Raw genomic sequence first — 20,408 nt, forward strand, 5'->3', positions numbered from 1 at the left:
CCTTCACTAGGTGTCGGTGGTCGGCGTTAACGTCGGAACATGGGATACGAATTTCAAGTCACAGTAGATTCGGCACACCCGCACGAACAGGCGAAGTGGTGGGCCGCAGCACTCGGGTGGGCAGCGGAGCCCAGCGACGAAGACTTCATCAGGGGCCTCGTCGCTGCTGGTCACGCCAAGGAATCTGACACCACGACCTTCGAGGGAGTTCTCGTCTGGCGCGAAGGTGCAGCCATCAGCGATCCGGAGCATCCCGAACGTCCCCGCGTTCTGTTCCAACTGGTTCCGGAATCGAAGACGGTGAAGAACCGGCTCCATTTCGACATACGAGTGGGCGACAAGCGCGAGGATGTCGCAGCGCACCTCGAGACGGTGGGGGCGACGATCCTGCACCGGGGAGCGCAGGGGCCGAGCGTGTGGATCACGATGACCGATCCCGAAGGAAACGAGTTCTGCGTCAGCTAGCGGTACGAACTCGGAGTGTCGCCGGTCCATCGTTTGAAGGCCCGACGGAACGCGCTGGGCTCGGAGAACCCCAATCGCGCTGAGAGTACTTCGACGGATTCTCCGCGCCGCAAACCAGCGATGGCTACGTCGCGGAGCACTTCCTCGCGTAGTTGATTCAGTGATGTTCCGTCACGCCGCAGCAGTCGACGCAGATGGGGAACGCTGATCGAGAGCATCTCGGCGATCTCCTCGGCCGTGGAGGTTCGCCCCTTCACTCCGAGTTCCAGGACCCGTCGCACCTGCGCCGACGCAGTGCTGTCGTAGTCGCGTTCGGACATGAGCTGAATCGGAGATTCTCGGAGGTACTCCTCCAACGTCTCCTCGGTTTGGATGATCGGTGCGCGCATGGCCGAGTTGTCGAACTCCAGTGCCGCTCGCTGCGCGCCGAAGGTGACCGGCGCTCCGAAGATGTAGTCGTAGTCCTGCGCCAACCGCGCATCCGGTGCCGAGTACGGAAATTCGACTGCCCGAAGTCGGACGCGCTTTCCGATCAACCACGCGGAAAATCGGTGCAGCAAGATCAGGACAAAATCGGTTGTGACACGTTCTGCGACATCAGGTTCGGCGACGCCTTCGCGAGCTCGGACTGCGAAGCTCACCCGCGTGCTTTCCTCGCCCTTTTCGATCGCCAGTGGGGCCAGAGCCGGTAGCGCACGGATCACGTCGGACATTCGAGCGAACGCTGATCCGAGGTCAGGGCAATGGATCAACGTCAGGCAGATCAATCGGAAAGTGCCACGGGGGACCGGGGCGGATCCGAGGCCGAACAATTCGTCGTCGGTGATCTGCCAGGTGGTTTGAATGAAGGTGGTGACCTGAGTTGGGGTCAGCCGCGCGCGAGCGTCCGACAATGTCTCCAGGTCGATCCCAGCAGCTCGCAGTGCACCAGACAAATCGACGTCGTTGTCCGGCGAGAACGCGAGGTAGCGGTGGACGAATGCGGTCGGGATGGTCCGCGCTGTCATGGGTGCGCTGCTCCTTGGAGCAGGTGGAGACGGCGTGCAGCTTCGGAAAGAATGTGGTCCTGCTTGCAGAAGGCGAAGCGCACCAGGTGCTTCCAATCGTCGCGGTTGTCCGCGAACACGTCGACCGGTACGGCCGCGACGCCGATACGCTCGGGCAGTGCGCGACAGAAATCTCCCGCGTCGGTTTCACCCAACGGTCTGATGTCGGCAAGGAGGAAGTACGTGCCGCCGCCGGAATGCACCGTGAAACCGGCCTCGGTCAGAGCTTTTCCGAGTACGTTCCGTTTGCCCTCCAAGCTCTGTCGAAGTTCGACGACCCACGGCTGTTCGTTGGTCAGCGCGTAGGCAACGGCCGGTTGAAATGGTGCACCGGCAACAAATGACATGAACTGCTTGGCGGCACGGACTCCGTCGATGAGTTCTCGGGGGCCGATCGCCCAGCCGGTCTTCCAGCCGGTGACATTGAAAGTCTTTGCGGCACTGGACACAGTGACGGTGCGCTCACGCATGCCCGGGAGCGACGCCATCGGTGTGTGGGTGAGGCCGTCGAAGACCAAGTGCTCGTAGACCTCGTCACTCAACACGATCAGGTCGCGTTCGCACGCGAGTTCGGCGATCGCTCGAAGTTCGTGATCGGTGAATACGGTGCCGGTGGGGTTGTGAGGACTGTTGACGATCAGCATCTTCGTCTTGGCGGTGATCGCGCCGCGCAATGCATCGAGATCGACCGCGAATCCGTCTCCCGCGGCGACCAGCGGAACAGTCCGACGCACAGCGCCTGCCAATGCGACGGATGCAGCGTAGGAGTCGTAGTACGGCTCGATCAGCACTACTTCTTCGCCGGGTTCGACCAGTCCGAGAATTGCAGCACTGATCGCCTCGGTGGCGCCGACGGTGACCAGAACTTCGGAGTCGGGATCACTGACGAGTCCGTAGCGGATGCGCCGATCCTCCGCGATGGCTTGGCGCAAGACGGGCATGCCCGGACCGGGCGGGTATTGATTGACGCCTTCGGCGATGGCTCGGCGCGCTACTTCGAGCATGGCCGCAGGACCGTCGGTATCCGGAAAGCCCTGACCGAGGTTGACCGCGTCGTGAAGTGCGGCCAACGCTGTCATCTCGGCGAAGATCGTGGATGCGAACGGCTGCAGACGCGAGACGGTGCGGTTGCGGGGCGTCGAAGGCATCTTTGCAGCTTAGTCGGCTGACACCGCATCCTCACATCCGCTCGGACGCGGTGCTTGTCACGTTTGAATCGCCGCCATCGTCCAACTCTGTAGAGAGCATCGAATCCGGTGCCCCAGAACATACGGAGGCTTGCCATGACTCGCATTCCAGCAGTGACACCGTCAGAAGCCAGTCCGTTGATCAAAGTGGCATACAAATTCGCCGCCAGGCAGTACGACGAAGTCCCCGAGCCCTTTGCCGTCCTGGCCAACCATCGGAAATTGTTCGTCGCGGCTGCCCGTCACGAGATGGCCGTGCAGAAGGCGTCGAAGGTGCTGCCGTCGAACATTCGTGAACTGGCCGTCTATCGCGTCGCCTGGACTGTCGGCTGCTCGTGGTGTGTCGACTTCGGGACGATGCTCTCGCGCCTGGACGGTTTGGACATCGACAAGCTGAAAGGGATCGCGAATTACCGGGATTCACCGAAGTACAGCGAGGACGAGCGGGCCGCGATCGCCTACGCCGATGCCATGACCGGTGACCCGCACGGGGAGAACGGGGTGACGGACGAGCAGGTCGCGGATCTCGAGCGCAGGTTCGGGCGAGCGGGCGTCGTGGAACTGACCTATCAGATCGGGCTCGAAAACATGCGCGCCCGGATGTATTCGGCGTTGGGGATCACCGAGCAAGGGTTCAGCACCGACTCCTGCCGCGTGCCCTGGACCGAAGAATGATGCGCTGACTCGTCTACGGCAACTATCGACAATGCTCCGCAGATACGTGATCATGATTGACTAGTTCACGCATCTGCGGAGTATTTCGGCTTGTTAGGTCCGCACTTGCGACCTACGATCACCTGGTGCCCAACATTCGAATCCGCGAAGCTGCCGGTCTGCTCGGTGTCAGTGACGACACCGTTCGACGGTGGGTCGACGGTGGGCTTCTCACCGCGACGACGGACGACTCCGGCCGCAAGGTCATCGACGGTGCCGAGTTGGCGGGCTTCGCCCGGTCCAACGCCGGACCCGCACCGGCCGATCCGCTCACGGGTGCGAGTTCGGCCCGCAACCGGTTCGCCGGCCTCGTCACCAAGGTCGTCACCGACAAGGTGATGGCCCAGGTCGAAATGCAGTGTGGGCCCTTCACTGTCGTCTCGTTGATGAGTACCGACGCGGTTCGGGAGCTCGGACTCGAGGTCGGGAGTATCGGAGTCGCAATCGTGAAGGCCACCACGGTCATCGTGGAAACGCCGTAGTTCTGAACATACTGGAGGAAATTCGTGAAGCGTGTAGTCGGACTTGTTGCAGCAGGTGCCTTTTCGCTTGCCCTGGTGACCGGTTGTAGTTCCTCCGACAATTCGTCGTCGGAGACGTCGTCGGCCGCTCCGACCACGACCACTTCCAGTGACAGTGCCACGGGAAGCATCACCGTCTTCGCGGCGGCGTCACTCAAGAACAGCTTCACCGAACTCGGCAAGGAGTTCGAGTCCGAGAACCCCGGTTCATCGGTCACATTCAGCTTTGCCGGGTCCTCGGATCTCGTCGCCCAGATCACCCAGGGCGCACCGGCTGACGTGTTCGCCTCGGCTGACGCCGCCAACATGACCAAGGCCACCGATGCCGGTGTCGTCGCGGGGTCGCCCTCGGATTTCGCGAGCAATACCTTGACGATCGTTGTACCGCCTGGCAATCCGAAGGGCATCGCGTCCTTCGCAGATCTGGAAAAGGAGGGGACACAACTGGTGATCTGCGCTCCGCAGGTCCCGTGCGGCGCGGCTACGAAGAAGGTCGAGACGGCCACAGGTGAGACCCTCTCGCCCGTCAGTGAGGAATCGTCGGTGACGGACGTTCTCAACAAGGTGACGTCCGGGCAGGCCGATGCCGGCATCGTCTACGTCACCGACGCGAAGTCCGCGGGTGACAAGGTGCAGACGGTCGCGTTCCCGGAAGCCACCACGGTGGTCAACCTGTACCAGATTGCGGTGCTGAAGGATTCGAAGAATTCGGGAACGGCAACCAAATTCGTCGATCTCGTGAAGGGGCCCAAGGGCCTGGCAGTTCTGAGTGACGCGGGATTCGCTGCCCCGTGACACACCTAAGACCGGCAGTCCGGGCTCCGCTCGGGTTGCCGGTATGGATTTACCTTCCGGCGCTGATCGGCGGAGCGTTTGTCATCGCGCCCTTGGCGGCGATGCTGGCTACCGTGCAGTGGTCGCAGTTCTGGGAACTCGTGACTTCCGAATCGTCGGTTGCCGCGTTGAAACTGAGTTTGAAGACAGCGGCAATGAGCACGCTGCTGTGCATCCTGTTCGGGGTACCGATGGCCGCGGTATTGGCGCGCAGTCATTTTCGGGGACTGTCCGTTCTTCGATCGTTGATTCTGCTCCCGCTGGTTCTGCCGCCCGTGGTGGGCGGTATCGCGTTGCTGTACACGTTCGGGCGCAAAGGGTTGATCGGTGAGCAGTTGGAAGTGCTCGGCATCCAGATAGCATTCTCGACAACCGCGGTGGTCCTGGCGCAGACGTTTGTTGCGCTACCGTTCCTCGTCGTCAGCCTCGAAGGTGCACTACGCACTGCGGGTACAAGATACGAGGCCGTTGCCTCGACGCTCGGAGCCCGCCCGACCACCGTGCTTCGCCGGGTGACTCTGCCTCTGGTGCTTCCCGGTCTGGTGTCAGGGGCAGTTCTGGCTTTCGCTCGCGCGCTGGGGGAATTCGGTGCGACGCTGACCTTCGCGGGGAGTCTGCAAGGGGTGACGCGTACCCTGCCGCTGGAAATCTATCTCCAGCGCGAGACCGATCCGGATGCAGCGGTAGCGCTTTCGCTGGTGTTGGTCGTAGTCGCGGTGGTCATCGTGGTTGCGGTGCGTGGACGCGGATCGGCGGGTTCGTTGTGAGTGGCCTCCACGTCGACATCGAGATTCCGGAGCGCGACGTCGTTGCGACGTTCGACGTCGCGGCGGGCGAGGTGACCGCCATCCTCGGGCCGAACGGCGCCGGCAAGTCGACGGTACTGGCGGCGGTTGCCGGACTGCATCATCCGCGGCGCGGATTGATCGAACTCAATTCCCGCGTTCTCACCGATACCCGTAGGGGAGTCGTGTTGGCACCCCATCGGCGCGGCACTGCCCTACTCGCGCAAGAGGCACTTCTCTTTCCCCATCTCAGTGCGGCTGCGAACGTGGCGTTCGCGCCGCGCAGTGCAGGGCGGTCGCGTCGCGATTCCGCCGAGTCCGCGCGCCATTGGCTGGAGGCAGTCGACGCCGGCGATTTGGCTGACCGCAGGCCTTCACAGCTCTCCGGCGGCCAAGCGCAACGGATTGCAGTGGCGAGGGCATTGGCTGCTGAACCCGAACTGCTTCTGCTCGACGAACCGATGTCCGCGCTCGATGTCGCCTCCGCCCCCGCGCTGCGGTCGTTACTGCGCCGAGTGCTCAGGACCGGCGATCGCACTGCCGTACTGGTCACGCACGACGCTCTGGACGCACTTGCGCTGGCCGACACGGTTGTCGTCATGGACGGTGGCCGGGTCGTCGAACGTGGTGACGTACGAACAGTTCTGACCCGCCCGCGTAGTGCATTCGCAGCACGCATCGCCGGGATCAACTTGCGCAGCGGCACGATGGCCGGAGACGGAGTGCTCAGAAGTCCGGTCGGGGTGGATATCGCGGGCCAGACGGAGACCGACCTACCGGCCGGCAGTGCCGCCGTGGCGGTCTTCGAGCCGCGAGCAGTGTCGGTCTACCTGGATCCGCCGCACGGCAGCCCACGAAACGCGTTTGCGGTCACGATCGCGGAGATCGAAAACCGAGGCGATGTCGTCCGAGTGCGAGCCGAGGACGAAGCCGGCCAGCCGGGCTTGTCTGCCGACATCACGGCGAGCGCAGCGGCCGAACTCGATCTGGTTCCGGGATCGGCCGCTACGTTTGTGGTCAAGGCCACCGAGACGCTGATCTATGCGCAGGGCGCAGGCTCGTAGACGTCCTCTACGACCGAATCCGCATAGAGGGCTGCAATTTCGGATGCGTACTTCTCGGCTATCGGCTTGCGCCTGAGCTTCATCGTCGGTGTCAGCTCGTCGCCGCCTGGCTCCCAGAACGTGGTGAGTACGTGAAACCGCTTGATCTGCTCGGCCCTCGACAGACGCGAGTTTCCCTCGGAGACAGCAGTTGCAACGACGTCGACGATCCGAGCGTCCTTGGCGAGTACCGCGGCCTCGGCCGCAAGTCCCAGTGAGCGTGCCGCTCCGACCGCGGCGTCGGCGCTGAGTGTGATCAACGCTGTGTTGAACTTTCGGCCGTCTCCGATCGTCACGACCTCACCGATCAACGACGACGACGTCTTCACTGCCGTCTCGATGGCGGCCGGTGACATGTTCTTTCCCGACGCGTTGATGATCAGCTCCTTCTTGCGATCGATCACCGTGAGGTAGCCGTCCGCGTCGGCGGTGACGACATCTCCGGTCGAGAGCCACCCGTCTGCACTGATCGCTTCGGCCGTTTTTGCCGGTTCGCCGCGGTACCCCTTCATGACCAACGGGCCTCGAACCAGTAGCTCGCCGTCCGCCTCGATGCGCATTTCCATGCCTGGGAGTAACTTTCCGACCGTTCCGAGCTTGGTCGGCTCGGCCGGCGCGGTGCTCGCGATGCATGTCAGCTCGGACATTCCCCAGATCTCCGAGATCGGAACTCCCAGGGCTGCAAAGAATGCCAACGTGTCCGGCGGAATCGGTGCGGCGCCAGAGATGGCCCACTTCAGTTCGGCAAAGCCGAGTTTCGCACGCAGAGCGGACAGGACCATCGTATCGGCTCGGGCGTAGTCCGCTTCCAGTTCGGCGGGGACTGTTTCACCGGCTCGTAAGTGTGCGAGACGAGTGCGACCGACGTCGAGTGCCCACTGCAACGCCGCTCGCCGCGCGTCGTCCGGTTCGTTGGCGACAGCCGATTCGACTGCAACTTTCAGCTTTTCCCACACACGGGGGACGCTGCCCCAGATCGTGGGGCGACAGTCCGGAAGCGCGGCCGCTACCTGGCTCGGATCCGGCACGACAGTGATCTGGGTGCCGAACACCATTTGCATGTACAGGCAGGTGAGCCGATCGGCGATGTGCGCCGATGGCATGTACGAGGTGATGCGGTCACCGAATTCGACGGGGAGTACAGCGCTTACGGCGTTGGTTTCGAACAACAGGCATGCATGAGTCGTCTCGACGCCCTTGGGGTTGCCGGTCGTGCCGGAGGTGTAGATCAACGTGGCGACGTCGTTCGGTTTCACCGCACGCCAGGTGCCCTCGAAATCGAAATCCGATGCGGCAGAATTCTTCATCTGCTCCAGGGTCACGGTGCCGGGCTGGTGGACATGCGATTGCGCGTCGACGACGACGATCGTCTCGAGTGTGGCGCCCGAGCGGCGGACCGTATCCACGTACCGGTCTTCGCAGACGAGAACCCGTGCACCGGAATTGGCGAGGATGTAACGGATGGCTTCGGGTGCCGACGTGTTGTAGATGGAGAAGGACGTCGCGCCGAGATGTTGGGCACCGACGTCGATCGGATAGAACTCGATGCGGTTACTCATCATCAAGGCAACCGTATCGCCTTGTCCCACGCCGATTCCGGCCAATCCCGCGGCAACCTCGCGGACCTGTTCGGCGTACTCGCGCCACGTCAGTGTTCGCGCATCGCCGATGTCTCGCAGGGCCACCGCGTCGGGCGCTACCGCCGACACTCGCTGGAAGGCTGCACACAACGTGGTCATGATGATCTCCTGGATGCCTTTGTCAGGGCTGATACATTCGTCGGGGCCGCAGCGGTGGTTCTGTCTTCGAGTTCGCGGATCAGGTCGTGTGCCTGTTTGTCCCTGGCCAGATAGCCGTCGGCCAGGACATTGATGAATCCGCGTCCCCACGCCCAGGGTTCCCAGGCAGCGGGGGCAAGGGTCCGCGCGGCGCGGCGCGCGATCGCGTCTGCGATCACCGTGGCGGCACGGTCCGGGGAGATTCGATGACGGAGGGGACCGGGTAGTCGAGCGTCGAGTTTGCGCCCGATCTCGTCGTCGTCGAGTGTGGCGCGTGCAAGTTGTGTATCCACCATCCCGAAGTACGCGATGCCGGCAGTGGCGCCGTAGCCGGCAACCTCGAGACGCAGCGCCCGGCCGAGCGCTTCGACCCCAGCCTTACTGATCATGTACGAAGCGCCGCCCAAACCGGGGGCGAACGACGCCGCCGATGACACGACGACGATGTGCCCACTGTTGCGGATCACCTCGTCGATGGTCGGATGCACGGTGTTGAAGACGCCGGTGAGATTGACGTCGAGCACACGATCGAAGGCGTCGGGATCGATCTGGCGCAATGTTGCCGGGGGAGGGGTGATTCCGGCGTTGGCAACCACGACGTCGATTCTGCCCAGCTGCTCGATGATCGTTTGCACGGCTGCTGTCATGCCGTCCCGATCTCGGACATCGGCCGTCACCGTCACGACTCGCTGTGACTCGAATGAGCGCTCGGCCGTTGCCAATGAACTTTCGTTGACGTCGACCAGCGCCACGGTGGCCCCACGCCGGTGGAGAGTGCGCGCCAGCGCGGAACCGATACCGTCGCCTCCGCCGGTGATCAGCACGACCTTTCCGGCAACGTCGTAGTCGATTCGGCGTCCGGGCAGTGGAATGCCCAGATCGCGGACTGTTCCCGCAATTGCGGACATGCGTCCCGTCATTGCTTCAGTGCCTTCCGTGTAGAGCGCGGATGAGAACCTTGACCAGCCAGTCGATTCGGGCGGTCCGTCGAAACGTCGTCAGTGGTAGGGGCGAACGGAATCGTTGCCTGGTCATCGACCGGGCATAGGTGAACTCCTTCAGACCATCTGGGCCGTGAACGCGTCCGAAACCAGATGCTCCGACCCCACCCAGTGGCAGGTTGGGAACCGCGGCATACATCACGTAAGAGTTCACCGACGCTCCTCCGGATCGGAGCCGATCGGCAACAGCCGCTCCATCCTTGCCGAACACGCTTGCTCCCAATGCGTATGGCGACGCATTGACCAACTCCACCGCCTCGTCCATCGAGGCGACCTTGGTGATCGTCATCGTCGGGCCGAAAGTTTCCTCCGTGACGGCGAGGCTGTCTTCGGGGACGTCGACCATGATGGTCGGTTGCACGTACTGGCCGGAGATCGAGCCGAGCCCTCCGAGAACGACACGTCCACCCCGCGACATCGCGTCGTCGATGTGGCGCCGGATTACAGCCACTTGCGCGGGCATGGTGATCGGACCGATCTTGTCTTCGGCACCCGGACCGGCATGAACTCGGGCAGCCAAAGTGATTGTCTTGTCGATGAACTCGTCGTATACCTGTTCGTGCACGTATACACGCTCGACGCCCAGACAGGTTTGACCGGAGTTGGACAAGGCGCCCCACACCGCAGCATCCGCGGCGGCACCAACATTTCCGTCGGCATCAAGGATGAGCGCGTCCTTACCGCCACATTCCATCAACACCGGTGTGAGGGTCCCGGCGCACGCTGCCATGACTTTCTTGCCCGTCGCGGTCGATCCGGTGAACCCGATCTTGTCGACACCGGCCAGGCACAGTGCCGCGCCGACCGAACCGTCGCCTGTGACAACTTGCAGCACAGGATGTTCAGGGACGACCTCGGCAAACGCTCGGACCAACCATTGCCCGACTGCCGGCGCGAACTCACTCGGCTTGTAGACCACGGCGTTGCCTGCAGCCAGCGAGAACGAGAGCGAACCGAGTGGGGTGAAGACCGGATAGTTCCACGGACCGATCACACCGACCACCCCGAGAGGTCGATACTCCACCGAGGCGGCCTGATTGACCGTCAACAAACTTGAGCGGACGCTGCGCCTGCCCAATACCTTTCGGGCATTCTTCGACGCCCACGCGAGATGTTCGAGTGCCATGGCGATTTCGAGCATCGCGTCGGGGTGCGGCTTGCCCATGTCCCGGTGCACGACGTCGGCGAGTTCGGATGCTCGACGAGCGATGATTCCTCGCCACCGATCCAGTCGACGAGCGCGTTGTTCGAATGTCAGTTCTGCCCACCATTCGGAAGCAGTTCGGGCGTCGCGCACTGCCTGTGTCACCGTGTCGTCGGACGCCTGTGTGGTCGTGTCGATCTCGGTCACCGTCATCGTGGAGTTCCTTGAAGTGTGTGGTGGACGGCGCCGTCGGCCCAGCTGCGAGTGACGCGTTCGAGGATCGGTCGGGACAGAGACAGAATCGGGGCGAACCACGGCTGCGGTTGTACAGCGAATGTCCAGGTGAGGCGGCTGCCAGTCGAAGTCGGTTCCAGCACCAGATCTTCGGCGAAGCGTTTGAACCCCGGCAGTGACGCCGACTCCACGTAGAACGTCATTCGGTGCCCCTCGTCCCAGCGGAAGAATCTCTCGTTCAGTGCAGCAAAAGCGCCGGCGCGCACGGTTCGCGTAGTCCCGATGCCGAATGGTCTGGCCGAGGTCCAGTCGGCTCCGGTGATCCCGCGCGCCCACGACGTGAGCGCTCCGTCCGAGGTCAACGTCTGCCACAGGCTTTCGCACGTCGCTTCGGATTCGATCCGGTGAGTGATCACCAGCGGCGCGGATCGGATGAAGTCTGCGTCGGCTGCCGCAAGAGAGAATTTTCCCCTCACAGGTCCACCACCAAAGATGCACCGGTGGAACGTGATCGACAGGTCAACATCGAATCTGTACGTTCGGATTCGGTGAGCAAGGTGTCTCGATGATCGACGCTCCCCGAGAGCACCCGAACCTTGCACGTACCGCAGAAGCCCTGTTGGCAGGAATACGCGACTCCGGGAAGTGCACGTCGTATCGCAGCCAAAGCACTTTCGGACTCGCCCACATCGACGGTGAGACCGGTGCGCGCCAGATGCACCGTGAACTCCTTGCCGTCGACTACCGGGAGTGGGGAGAACCTCTCGCTGTGCACCGATCCGGTCGGATTGCCGGCGAAGGTCGCCGCGCGCACCATGTTCATCAGCGGCGCCGGTCCGCACGTGTACACCGCGGCACCGGGATCCGCAGCAGCGACCAGTGTTTCGATATCCGTCGGGCCCAACTCGTCGTCCGGTCGGATGGTTACCCGGCCGCTGGAGTATTCCTCGATCTCGTCGAGAAATGGCATGGCCGTCCGAGTTCGTCCGAGATAATCCAAACGCCAAGGGATTCCGCGGCGGTGACAACGTTGCACCATGGGAAGTAGCGGAGTGATCCCGATTCCGCCCGCAACAAAGAGGTACGACGGAGCAGCGACAAACGGAAATGCATTGCGTGGCCCTCGGACGTCCACAACCATGCCGGGTTTCAGCGACTCGTGTATCTCGCGCGAGCCGCCCCCACCCTCGTCGATCCTCCGGACGGCGATCCGATACGAGGACAAGTCGTCGGGGTCGCCGCACAGCGAATACTGTCGTTGCCTTCCCGAGGGGAGAAAGATGTCGAGGTGGGCGCCGGGAATCCACGACGGAAGGGTGATTCCTTCCCTCGGGGTCAAGGTGACACTCAGGACGTCGTCGCACTCTGACCGGACGGACTTCACGTCCAGAGTCATGTCGAACCCGCTGTAGCGGACCGGGCTGGGGCGCGAAAGTATGTGCGCTGCTGGACTTGCTGCAAAGATTCGGCGGTAAGCGCCGGTGGCTTGCGCGGCAAACCTCAACGACCGGGTCGGTGTGAAGTCGGGTGCGTCGTGGGAACTGTCGGCAGTCGTCTTGTTCATCCTGCGCTCGCTTCGGAAGAACGATTGGCAGCAGGCGAGCGAGCGAGGTAACGCATGGCGACGTCCATGTCCCCGATCTGGGAAGGATGGAAGCTCGGCCGCAGATACGGAGGAATCTCGGTGATCAGGAATTTCATGTTGGGTACCAGGCCACGACGGGTGGCGCTTATCAGTTGGAGAGGCCACAGTCGGCCCTTCGTCGTGGACGGGTCCTGTCGGAACAGGTAGTTCATCGAGGCGATGAACAGCACGAACAATGTGAAGCTGGCCAGCAGCGCCGTGCGAACGCGTCTGGCGTAGCTGCCGTCCACGTACATGTAGGCGTCGAAGGCTACGTTGCGGTGTTCGACTTCCTCGGCGCCGTGCCACTTCACCATGTCGAGCATCATCGGGTGCATGCCGGCATCTTCGAGGGCGGGATCGGTGAGCAGCCATTCCCCGACCACTGCCGTGTAGTGCTCCATGGCGGCAAACAAGCCGAGACGTTCACAGAGCCAGGCGTGCTTGGCTTTTCCGGTCAATCCTTTGTCGCCCAATATCTTGTCCACGAGCCAGTCCATCCGGCGTGACATCGGTTTCATGTCCATGCCGAGGTCCGCAAGATGCTCGCGTGCACCTTTGTGCGACGACGCGTGTGTTGCTTCCTGGCCGACGAATCCCACCACCTCTTCGTGCAGGCGGGTGTCCTCGATGAGCGGGAGTGCTTCGGCGAGCGTTGCGGACATGGCCCGCTCTCCCTCGGGTAACACGAGATGCATGAAGTTGATGACGTGGGTGACCATCGGTTCGTTCGGCACGTAATGCAGTGGTACGCCGTCCCAGTCGAATTCGACGTCCCGCGCGGCGATCGCATGTGCTTCGTCGGTGTAGCGGCGAGCGCCGGACGGTGCGACGACGGGTGTGCCTCGGAAGGCGTTGATGCCGAGCATTATCGGCTCCTCACGGTTTCTCGAGCAGTGGTGAGTGCTGCGGACGAGACGGGTTGTACCTGCGCGTAGTGAGCGAGGTCGGCTCGTTTGGTCCTGGCGCGGAATGATCGGTTGAATCCGGGATAGAAGGTGTAGTTGCGGCCGCCGTCGACGAGGTAGTAACTACTGCACCCCCCGGCGTTCCACACGCTGGTGGCGAGTCGGCGGTCTGTCGCGCGTACGAACTCGCGTTGCACGTCTGCGCGGACGTCGATGCTGCCGATGCCGTGCTCGTCCATTTGAAGAATGCAGCTCACGATGTACTCGACCTGGGCTTCGATCGTGACGACCTGCGAGGTGTAGACCACGGAATTGGGGCCGAGGATCATGAAGAAGTTCGGAAAACCGCTGATAGCGGTGCCGAGGAAGGCCTCGGCACTGCCGTTCCACGTCTGCGCGAGGCTGCGGCCGTCCTGGCCTCGGATGATGTCGAAAGACGGGTTGTCTCCCATCCGAAAGCCGGTTCCCATGACTATGGTGTCGACTTCCCGGAAGGCGCCGTCCGCGGTGAGAACTCCGCGCTCCTGCACCTCGACGATTCCGTCCGTCACCACCTCCACATTGGGTGACGCCAGCGCGGGATAGTAGGTGTTCGAGAACGTCGGACGCTTGCATCCGAATGCGTAGTGGGGGAGCAGCTTTGCGCGAAGCTCCGGGTCCCGCACCTGCCGGCGAAGGTGTGCTCGGCCGAGTGCGGCCAGCCCTTTGAGAAGTGACGGCTTGTACACGAATCCGGGTACCAGGGCTTCTTGAAGCAGGTCGAGTCCCTTGCGTGCCAGTCGTTGGGTGAGCGGCAGCCGCTCGAAGAGAGCGCTTGGCCAGCCGGTCATCGGCTGATCCGGATGCGGCAGGATCCACGTCGGTGTCCGTTGGAACACGGTCAACGTGTCCGCGAGCGGTTGCAGTCTGGGGATGATCTGCACCGCAGAGGCGCCGGTGCCGACCACGGCTATCCGCTCACCGCGAAGGTCGTGGTCGTGGTTCCAGTCCGCGGTGTGGAACATCTGACCACGAAACGATTCGAGCCCGGGAAGGTCGGGTGTGGCGGGGGCACTGAACGGGCCGGTGGCCGCGACCAGGAACTGTGCCTCCCAGACGGTTTCCGCAGTGTGTACCCGCCAGATCTGGGCTTGCTCGTCCCACGAAGCTTCTGTCACGTCCTGGTTGCAGTGGAAATGACCGGCCAGTCCGAAGCGGCGGACGCAATCCCGGAGATAGTCGTAGATCTCGGGCTGTAGCGGATACAGCCGCGTCCAGTTCGGATTGGGCGCAAACGAGAACGAGTACAGAATCGACGGGATGTCGCACTGTGCACCGGGGTAGGTATTGACCTGCCAGGTCCCCCCGGGCTCCGCAGCACGTTCCAGAACGACGAAGTCGTCGATCCCGGACTGCTTCAAGCGGACAGCCGTTCCGATGCCGCCGAAACCGGCTCCGATGACGACGACTCGTGTTCGGCGAGTTCGAGTTTCCTCGTCACCGGCCGATGGCCCCGAGGTTGGGTCGATGTCGACCATGTGTGACGCCTCCTGATTGGTGCGTGAACAACTGAACGAAGAGTAAGTCTGACATCAAGTGATGTCAACAGCGATTGATGTCAGAATTGAATTGATTGACATCGTGCGATGTCAGTTCGCTTGCCGAGGTCGCCGCGATAACCTGAGGTCGAGAGCACTGCCGGTCAGTGAGAACATGGGGACATGACGGATACCGAGGCTCGGCGCACCGGCCCGCGCAGGTGGCGTGGGCAGGAACCAGAAGATCGCCGCGCCGCGCGCCGGGCACAGCTGATCGAAGCCGGGCTGCAGATCATGGGCACCGAGGGTGCGGCCGCCGCGACCATGCGTGCGACCTGCCGCGAGGCTGCGCTCACCGAACGGTACTTCTACGAGAGCTTCGCCAATCGTGACGAACTGCTGGTCGCCGTGCTCGACGAGGTCGTTCTCGGGGCGCGCGACACTATTCTGGACGCTCTCGAGGCGGCGCCTTCCGAACCGTCGGCCCTGATCCGTCACGTGGTGAAGGCCTTCACCACCTACGTATTCAGGGATCCGCGCCGTGGACGCATCATGTTCGTCGAATCCCAGGCGGAACCTGCGCTGTGGGATCGAGGGCGAGAATTGATGGCGGAGTTCACCAATCCGATCTCCGCGTCGCTCGAGCTGATGTACGGCGGCGAGGCAACCGACTCCGCGAACTCCGAACTCAATTCGGTGGGGCTGTTCGGTGCCCTCGCGTTCATCTATCAGGCGCACACCCCGTCCTCCAAGATCTCTCGTAAGCGTTTGGTGGAACACATTTCGCTCATGGTCGAAGCGCAGGCGACGGTCAACAGCACGCCCGCGAGAAAAGAATGACGTCCGCGTCGGCCACAAGCGGAAAGCGTCTCGGTCCTGAAGACCGGCGTGAGCAGATCATTGTCAGCGCGGCAAAGGTTTTCGAGGAGAAGTCTTTTGCCGACGTCTCGATGACCGAGTTGGCCAAGGCGGCCGGGGTCGGTCGTCCGCTGCTCAATCATTACTTCGGCTCCAAGCGGGAGTTGTACCTCGACGTCGTGCGGCGATTCGTCTTCATTCCCGAAGTGGCGGTGGACCGCATTCCGCGATCGGCGAGCCAGGAGAAGCGGATCGGCGCCGTGATCGATCGGTGGCTCGACGTCGCCTGGCGTCATCGCGACATGTGGATCTCGACAGTCATGTCCGACGACCTCCGCCGTGATCCCGAGATGGATCGGATCCTGCAGGACGCTGACGACGTTGCTGCGCGACGGATGATGGATGCGCTCGAGATTCGACCGAGTGAAGGCAGCGAGGCTGCTGTTCATTCGATGATCGTGGCGTACGGAGGATTGGCGAAGGCCGCCAGTAAGCAGTGGTTGGTGACGGGAGCGCTCGACCGCGAACAGGTGCACCTTCTGCTGGTACGCAGTTTGCTCGCCATCGTGCGTGACGTTCTGCCGGCGTGCGAGGCGGATTCCTGATTGCTCAGAGTGATCTCGCCACGAGGTCCTTCATGACTTCGTTCGATCCGGCGTAGATTCGCTGAATACGAGCGTCGGCGTACATCTGAGCGATGGGATATTCGAGTATGTAGCCGTACCCGCCGTGTAGTTGCACGCAGCGGTCGATCACGGCGCACTGCTGATCGGTGAGCCAGTACTTGGCCATCGCGGCGGTAGTCGCATCGAGTTGCCCGGCAAGGTATTTGACGATGCAGTCGTCGATGAACGTTCGTGAGATACGAGCGATGGACGCACACTCGGCAAGTTCGAAGCGGGTGTTCTGCAGGTCGAAGAGCGTTTGCCCGAACATGTTTCGGGATTTGGTGTACTCGACGGTGAGGGCGACGGCACGCTCCATTGCCGCAGTGGCTGCAACTCCGCAGATCAATCGTTCAGGCAGTAGCTGCTGCATCAGCTGGGCAAACCCTGTGCCTTCGCGGTCCCCGAGCAGGTTTGTTGCAGGCACCCGCAAGCGGTCGAAGAACAGCTCGGTGGTGTCCTGGCCCTTCTGTCCGACCTTCTCGAGTATTCGCCCGCGCTCGAAACCCGGTGTGTTGTCATCGACCTCGGCCACGATGAGCGACACTCCACGCGCTCCGAGGCCGGGATCGGTCTTGGCGGCAATGATCACCAGATCACAATTGCGACCGTTGGAGATGAATGTCTTTGCGCCGCTGATCAGATAGTCGTCACCGTCGCGGACGGCGCGGGTGGTGATGTTCTGCAAGTCGGATCCGGTGCCGGGCTCGGTCATGGCGATTGCGCCCACCCACTCGCCACTCACCAGCTTCGGTAGCCAGCGCAGTTTGTGCTCGTGATCGGCGTAGGCATTGAGGTAGTGCGGCACGATTCCCGAGTGCACGCCGAGTTGGAGTGAATGATCACCCGCCATGACCTGCTCGTGGAACAGCACGGCGTCGTGCGCAAACGTTCCTCCTCCGCCGCCGTACTCGGTGGGGATCGACATGCCGGCGAGCCCGAGCGTCCCGAGTTCCCGATATGCGGATTTGTCGGGAAAACCCTGGGACGCGAAGCGTTTCTGATGCGGTGTGACGTGTTTGGCGAAGAAGTTCCTTGCCAGGTCGGCCACGGCCTCCAATTCGTCGTCCATCCACGGGGACCGGCGTTCGGTGGTTCGGGTTGCGGTAGATCCTTGCGTCATCGTGATTCTCCCGATCGATGAAGTGCGACCCGCGAGCGGATCCGACTCCACCTATCATCCACTCTGTTGACAGAGTGTCAATAACGGGGTGGTCGAATCGACCTCCGGACCCGCCTCGAATTCCACGTCGGCCGCCCGCAAGAATGGGAGGACACAGACACGAACAGGCCGGCGCGAAGGATGGGCAGTGGACCCCGAAGAAACATCAGCGGGTCACGAGTCCAACCTCCCGGCTCCGCGGCCGGCGCGCAGCGTCCTGTTCGGATTGCCGCCGGTGGGAAACAGGTACCCCGGAGCGGTTCGCGTCGCCCTCGCCCTGGCGATTCCGGCGGCCATCGCCACACTGCTCGGATTCGGGTCTGCTTCGCTCCTGGTCGGCCTCGGCGCATTTGCATCGATCTACGGTGAGGGTCGTCCGTACCGGAGCAGGTGGAAGGCAGTCGGTATCGCCGCGACGACGCTGACGATCCTGTCCTTCATCGGGGCATCAGTGGGTGAGCCCGTCCACCGAGCCATCGCCGAGGGAGCGCCGACGGTGCTGCTCGTCTTTGTCGTGCTGATCATGGCCGTCGTGGTGTCGACCTGCGCCTTCACCGTCGACGCGCTTCGATTGGGTCCACCGGGCGCGTTCTTTCTGTTGCTCACCACCGAGATCAGCTCCGTGATCGCCACTCCCGGCCAGCCGCCGGTCGAGGTCGCGATGTGGACGGCAATCGGTGGGATCAGCGCGGTGGTCGTCTCGATGACGGGAATCGTGTGGGCACCGAGAGCTGTCGAACGCTGCGCTGTACAGGCAGCCGTATCGGCCGTTGCGGAGTACACGGACGCTCAGGCGGCGTACGCCCCACCCGAACTCACGCGAGACAAACGCCACGCTGCAGCACTTCGGCTGCACGACGCGTGGCAGTGCCTTTACCGCGGCGCAATCGTCGGGAAAGACCACCCGTTGACCCGTGAACTCGAACGAGCGCAGATCTCGATGGCCAGAGCGATCTCCGACGACCACGATCCGGAGCTCATGGCGGACCCCGCGTTCGACGTCGACGAGGTCGGGGCTCACCCGCCTCTGCCCGATCCGACGATCCGATATCGGTTCCTCCGCGCCTGCAATCCGTCCAGCCGAGCGTCGGTCACGGCACTTCGGCTGTCCATTGCCTGCATGGCCGCGGGAACCCTCACCGTCCTGCTCGGCATCGATCGCCCGGACTGGGCGGTGATCGCCGCGGCGATGGTCCTTCATCAAGGACCGGATCGAATACTGGGCACCTATCGCGGAATTCACCGCATCGGCGGAACCGTCCTCGGGTTGATTCTGTTGGGTGCCATCTACGCCTGGAGCCCGACCGGTCTGTGGTTGGTGGCGGTACTTGCAGTCCTGATGGCCGGGATCGAGCTGTTCCTGGTGCGGAATTACGGGATAGCCGTCATCTTCATCACCGCCCTCGCGATTCTCCTCGGCGCGGCCGGTGGTGCGCACGGGACCGTCCAACATCTGATCCTCAGCCGCATGCTCGAGACGGCAATCGGCGTCGTCGTGGCGTTGGTGGTCCTGTGGACGGTGGGGCGCGGTGCGCATCGACGCACTCTGATCTGGGTCGACGAACGGGCGAGTAGCGTCCTGTTCAAGCTGCTGACCGAAATTCGCGCGAGGCACTATGCACCACAGGCGAATTGGTCGGAGCTTTCGGAGCTTCGACGGGACCTGGACTTCGAACTGCGAGGTAGCGCGATGGCCGGGATCGACGCCGCCCACAACGAACCAGAGTGGGCGTCGCAGCAGTGGAGGACGCACACCGAATTGCATCATCTGGGATCGGATGTACTGCACCGACTGTGGTTCGGAACGCAGGTGTCCAGATCACACCTCGAGGAATGGGAGTCTCGTTACTTGCGTTCGGGTTCGGTGTGATCGAGCATCGGCACAGCGCTGAACTTGGCTGGATTCGCAATATCGTAGGCTGCGCACACAACTCCGTCGCGGACAGTGAAGCCGGCAACGCGAGCGGCGAACTGCGGGTACTGGTCATCCCCTGGTGAGCCGGCGAATACACCGCCGAGCCGTCCGTTGACGAGAACCGGTGACATCGAGAACACCGCTGCCGGTCCGTACTTGCGGGCCAATCCCAGGTAGAACCGCGCTACACGATCGCTGCCGCGCACAATGTTGACAGCCGTGCGGGTCGTTCCGCCTGCGTCACCGATCAGGACGGCATCGGGATCGAGTGCATCGATCACGGCGTTCAGATCTCCACTCGCGATAGCCGTCACCAATCGCTCGACGGCGGCAGCATGCTCCTCGCTACTGACCGGGACCGGCGCCGACGCTGCGGCTTTACGGGCCCGCGAGGCCAACTGACGGGCAGTGGCTACTTCGATGTCGAGGATGCGCGCAACCTCGGCGAAGGGCACGTCGAAGCCGTCATGCAGGACGAAGGCAACGCGCTGAGCGGGAGTAAGGGTGTCCAGGACGACGAGGGCCGCAAAACGATTCTGTTCCTGCGTCACGACGTACTCCAGCGGATCGGGTGTCGCTGAGGGTGTGCCCGCGGTGGCGTCGACGGGCGTGACGATCGGCTCCGGAAGCCACTGTCCGACATAGCTTTCTCTTCTGACTGCGGCCGATTTGAGATGATCGAGGCAGATCCGACCGACAACAGTGGTGAGCCATCCGCGCAGCTCCCGGATCTCGAGGTCGCTTCCTTGTCTCGATTGTGCGACTTGCAAGCGTATCCATGCCTCCTGCACCGCATCCTGAGCGTCGCTGAAACTTCCGGTGAGACGGTAGGCCACCGACGTCAGGTGGCCACGGTGTTGCTCGAAGTCCTGCGCAGTCGTCGGCGAAAGCATGCCCTCATGATACGGACCTCACACATTAAATCCGGCATGAATGTAACCGTTGAC

At 62.8% G+C, this 20,408-nt stretch carries 20 protein-coding genes; 9 read left to right on the top strand and 11 right to left on the bottom strand.

Annotated elements, in window-relative coordinates; translation table 11 throughout:
• Positions 1 to 39: 39 nt before the first annotated feature.
• Positions 40 to 465 (top strand): VOC family protein, encoded by a 426-nt coding sequence (locus EEB12_RS22120; protein ID WP_003940409.1) that lies wholly within the window; start codon positions 40 to 42, stop codon positions 463 to 465.
• On the opposite strand, the gene EEB12_RS22125 is transcribed toward EEB12_RS22120, so the two are convergent.
• Together EEB12_RS22125 and EEB12_RS22130 are read right to left on the bottom strand one after the other, a co-directional pair.
• Complete coding sequence (locus EEB12_RS22125) at positions 462 to 1,472, bottom strand: AraC family transcriptional regulator (RefSeq protein ID WP_019744973.1); 1,011 nt, start codon at positions 1,470 to 1,472, stop codon at positions 462 to 464. The two genes, EEB12_RS22120 and EEB12_RS22125, sit on opposite strands and share 4 nt — an antisense overlap.
• Entirely contained in the window at positions 1,469 to 2,659 is a 1,191-nt protein-coding gene (locus EEB12_RS22130; protein ID WP_141488509.1) for a pyridoxal phosphate-dependent aminotransferase, read from the bottom strand. The genes EEB12_RS22125 and EEB12_RS22130 overlap by 4 nt, the downstream gene beginning before the upstream one ends.
• Before the next feature lie 135 nt (positions 2,660 to 2,794).
• On the opposite strand from EEB12_RS22130, the gene EEB12_RS22135 reads away from it, so the two are divergent.
• The 5 genes from EEB12_RS22135 (at position 2,795) to EEB12_RS22155 (ending at position 6,616) form a co-directional block, all read left to right on the top strand.
• Positions 2,795 to 3,373 carry a carboxymuconolactone decarboxylase family protein gene (locus EEB12_RS22135; RefSeq protein WP_141488510.1) on the top strand — a complete coding sequence of 193 codons (579 nt, stop codon included), beginning with the start codon at positions 2,795 to 2,797 and terminating at the stop codon, positions 3,371 to 3,373.
• 125 nt (positions 3,374 to 3,498) lie between these two features.
• Positions 3,499 to 3,894 (top strand): molybdopterin-binding protein, encoded by a 396-nt coding sequence (locus tag EEB12_RS22140; protein ID WP_003940157.1) that lies wholly within the window; start codon positions 3,499 to 3,501, stop codon positions 3,892 to 3,894.
• Positions 3,895 to 3,918: 24 nt separating this feature from the next.
• Positions 3,919 to 4,728: a molybdate ABC transporter substrate-binding protein gene (modA, locus tag EEB12_RS22145; RefSeq protein WP_141488511.1), complete on the top strand. Its 810-nt coding sequence runs from the start codon at positions 3,919 to 3,921 to the stop codon at positions 4,726 to 4,728.
• On the top strand, positions 4,725 to 5,534 hold the full coding sequence (locus tag EEB12_RS22150; protein ID WP_020970514.1) for an ABC transporter permease: 810 nt from the start codon (positions 4,725 to 4,727) through the stop codon (positions 5,532 to 5,534). The genes modA and EEB12_RS22150 overlap by 4 nt, the downstream gene beginning before the upstream one ends.
• On the top strand, positions 5,531 to 6,616 hold the full coding sequence (locus EEB12_RS22155; RefSeq protein WP_141488512.1) for a sulfate/molybdate ABC transporter ATP-binding protein: 1,086 nt from the start codon (positions 5,531 to 5,533) through the stop codon (positions 6,614 to 6,616). Before EEB12_RS22150 ends, EEB12_RS22155 begins: the two co-directional genes overlap by 4 nt.
• On the opposite strand, the gene fadD11 is transcribed toward EEB12_RS22155, so the two are convergent.
• Genes fadD11 through EEB12_RS22190 form a run of 7 tightly spaced genes read right to left on the bottom strand, consistent with a single transcriptional unit; the run spans position 6,592 to position 14,861 of the window.
• Positions 6,592 to 8,394, bottom strand: a complete 1,803-nt coding sequence (gene fadD11, locus EEB12_RS22160) for a fatty acid--CoA ligase FadD11 (protein WP_141488513.1) — start codon at positions 8,392 to 8,394, stop codon at positions 6,592 to 6,594. The two genes, EEB12_RS22155 and fadD11, sit on opposite strands and share 25 nt — an antisense overlap.
• Complete coding sequence (locus EEB12_RS22165) at positions 8,391 to 9,353, bottom strand: SDR family oxidoreductase (RefSeq protein ID WP_031330876.1); 963 nt, start codon at positions 9,351 to 9,353, stop codon at positions 8,391 to 8,393. Before EEB12_RS22165 ends, fadD11 begins: the two co-directional genes overlap by 4 nt.
• A 4-nt stretch (positions 9,354 to 9,357) precedes the next feature.
• Positions 9,358 to 10,791: an aldehyde dehydrogenase family protein gene (locus EEB12_RS22170; RefSeq protein WP_141488514.1), complete on the bottom strand. Its 1,434-nt coding sequence runs from the start codon at positions 10,789 to 10,791 to the stop codon at positions 9,358 to 9,360.
• Positions 10,788 to 11,288, bottom strand: a complete 501-nt coding sequence (locus EEB12_RS22175) for an SRPBCC family protein (protein WP_141488515.1) — start codon at positions 11,286 to 11,288, stop codon at positions 10,788 to 10,790. Before EEB12_RS22175 ends, EEB12_RS22170 begins: the two co-directional genes overlap by 4 nt.
• Positions 11,285 to 12,376: a PDR/VanB family oxidoreductase gene (locus tag EEB12_RS22180; protein WP_019744963.1), complete on the bottom strand. Its 1,092-nt coding sequence runs from the start codon at positions 12,374 to 12,376 to the stop codon at positions 11,285 to 11,287. The genes EEB12_RS22175 and EEB12_RS22180 overlap by 4 nt, the downstream gene beginning before the upstream one ends.
• Entirely contained in the window at positions 12,373 to 13,305 is a 933-nt protein-coding gene (locus EEB12_RS22185) for a metal-dependent hydrolase (protein ID WP_019744962.1), read from the bottom strand. Before EEB12_RS22185 ends, EEB12_RS22180 begins: the two co-directional genes overlap by 4 nt.
• A complete protein-coding gene (locus EEB12_RS22190; protein WP_141488516.1) occupies positions 13,305 to 14,861 on the bottom strand; it encodes a flavin-containing monooxygenase in 1,557 nt (518 codons plus the stop codon). Before EEB12_RS22190 ends, EEB12_RS22185 begins: the two co-directional genes overlap by 1 nt.
• 183 nt (positions 14,862 to 15,044) lie before the next feature.
• Between EEB12_RS22190 and EEB12_RS22195 the strand changes: the two genes are divergently transcribed.
• Complete coding sequence (locus EEB12_RS22195) at positions 15,045 to 15,701, top strand: TetR/AcrR family transcriptional regulator (RefSeq protein ID WP_046379073.1); 657 nt, start codon at positions 15,045 to 15,047, stop codon at positions 15,699 to 15,701.
• Complete coding sequence (locus EEB12_RS22200; protein ID WP_113683300.1) at positions 15,698 to 16,324, top strand: TetR/AcrR family transcriptional regulator; 627 nt, start codon at positions 15,698 to 15,700, stop codon at positions 16,322 to 16,324. The genes EEB12_RS22195 and EEB12_RS22200 overlap by 4 nt, the downstream gene beginning before the upstream one ends.
• A gap of 4 nt (positions 16,325 to 16,328) precedes the next feature.
• Here EEB12_RS22200 and EEB12_RS22205 read toward each other — a convergent pair whose 3' ends face one another.
• Complete coding sequence (locus EEB12_RS22205) at positions 16,329 to 17,507, bottom strand: acyl-CoA dehydrogenase family protein (RefSeq protein WP_020908816.1); 1,179 nt, start codon at positions 17,505 to 17,507, stop codon at positions 16,329 to 16,331.
• A gap of 187 nt (positions 17,508 to 17,694) precedes the next feature.
• On the opposite strand from EEB12_RS22205, the gene EEB12_RS22210 reads away from it, so the two are divergent.
• The gene (locus EEB12_RS22210) at positions 17,695 to 19,416 is read left to right on the top strand and encodes an FUSC family protein (protein WP_141488517.1); all 1,722 of its coding nucleotides are present in this window, start codon (positions 17,695 to 17,697) and stop codon (positions 19,414 to 19,416) included.
• Here EEB12_RS22210 and EEB12_RS22215 read toward each other — a convergent pair.
• Positions 19,392 to 20,354, bottom strand: a complete 963-nt coding sequence (locus EEB12_RS22215; RefSeq protein ID WP_019744956.1) for a sigma-70 family RNA polymerase sigma factor — start codon at positions 20,352 to 20,354, stop codon at positions 19,392 to 19,394. The genes EEB12_RS22210 and EEB12_RS22215 overlap by 25 nt on opposite strands.
• Positions 20,355 to 20,408: the final 54 nt, after the last annotated feature.

Origin of the sequence: Rhodococcus sp. WS1 (genome assembly GCF_003797745.1) — a bacterium.
Classification (GTDB): domain Bacteria; phylum Actinomycetota; class Actinomycetes; order Mycobacteriales; family Mycobacteriaceae; genus Rhodococcus_F; species Rhodococcus_F erythropolis.

Coding starts and splice junctions, on each gene's coding strand:
- EEB12_RS22130 (WP_141488509.1), bottom strand. CDS start 2,659: ATGCCTTCGACGCCCCGCAACCGCACCGTCTCGCGTCTGCAGCCGTTC.
- EEB12_RS22190 (WP_141488516.1), bottom strand. CDS start 14,861: ATGGTCGACATCGACCCAACCTCGGGGCCATCGGCCGGTGACGAGGAA.
- EEB12_RS22200 (WP_113683300.1), top strand. CDS start 15,698: ATGACGTCCGCGTCGGCCACAAGCGGAAAGCGTCTCGGTCCTGAAGAC.
- EEB12_RS22165 (WP_031330876.1), bottom strand. CDS start 9,353: ATGACGGGACGCATGTCCGCAATTGCGGGAACAGTCCGCGATCTGGGC.
- EEB12_RS22180 (WP_019744963.1), bottom strand. CDS start 12,376: ATGAACAAGACGACTGCCGACAGTTCCCACGACGCACCCGACTTCACA.
- EEB12_RS22205 (WP_020908816.1), bottom strand. CDS start 17,507: ATGACGCAAGGATCTACCGCAACCCGAACCACCGAACGCCGGTCCCCG.
- fadD11 (WP_141488513.1), bottom strand. CDS start 8,394: ATGACCACGTTGTGTGCAGCCTTCCAGCGAGTGTCGGCGGTAGCGCCC.
- EEB12_RS22125 (WP_019744973.1), bottom strand. CDS start 1,472: ATGACAGCGCGGACCATCCCGACCGCATTCGTCCACCGCTACCTCGCG.
- EEB12_RS22170 (WP_141488514.1), bottom strand. CDS start 10,791: ATGACGGTGACCGAGATCGACACGACCACACAGGCGTCCGACGACACG.
- EEB12_RS22195 (WP_046379073.1), top strand. CDS start 15,045: ATGACGGATACCGAGGCTCGGCGCACCGGCCCGCGCAGGTGGCGTGGG.
- EEB12_RS22135 (WP_141488510.1), top strand. CDS start 2,795: ATGACTCGCATTCCAGCAGTGACACCGTCAGAAGCCAGTCCGTTGATC.
- EEB12_RS22185 (WP_019744962.1), bottom strand. CDS start 13,305: ATGCTCGGCATCAACGCCTTCCGAGGCACACCCGTCGTCGCACCGTCC.
- EEB12_RS22215 (WP_019744956.1), bottom strand. CDS start 20,354: ATGCTTTCGCCGACGACTGCGCAGGACTTCGAGCAACACCGTGGCCAC.
- EEB12_RS22120 (WP_003940409.1), top strand. CDS start 40: ATGGGATACGAATTTCAAGTCACAGTAGATTCGGCACACCCGCACGAA.